This is a genomic window from Mesorhizobium sp. GbtcB19 (genome assembly GCF_019091085.1).
In the GTDB taxonomy this organism is placed as follows: Bacteria; Pseudomonadota; Alphaproteobacteria; order Rhizobiales; family Rhizobiaceae; genus Mesorhizobium.
In genome coordinates, this window is record NZ_JAGXJY010000507.1 from 1 (window position 1) to 237 (window position 237).

1 protein-coding gene is annotated in these 237 nt (G+C 65.4%); it reads left to right on the plus strand.

Annotated features, from left to right (window positions below):
* On the plus strand, window positions 1-237 hold a 237-nt coding region (locus KVT37_RS32855), incomplete at both ends, for a Tm-1-like ATP-binding domain-containing protein (protein WP_217579091.1).

Genomic DNA, 237 nt, shown 5'->3' on the forward strand with positions numbered 1-237 from the left:
CCCACCCCCCCCCCCGAAGTCTGCGATTTGCAGTCCGGGGGCGTGCTGCCGGCGACGGAAGATCGCTTCGGCGCCATCGTACGTACAAAGCTGCCTTACGTAGGCCCGGTCGGCGCGCTCGACATGGTGAACTTCTGGGCGCCGCCGACAATCGCGGAAAAATATCGCGGGCGGTTGTTCTACGAGCACAATCCCCACGACACGCTGATGCGCACCGCGGCCGACGTATGCCGCAAG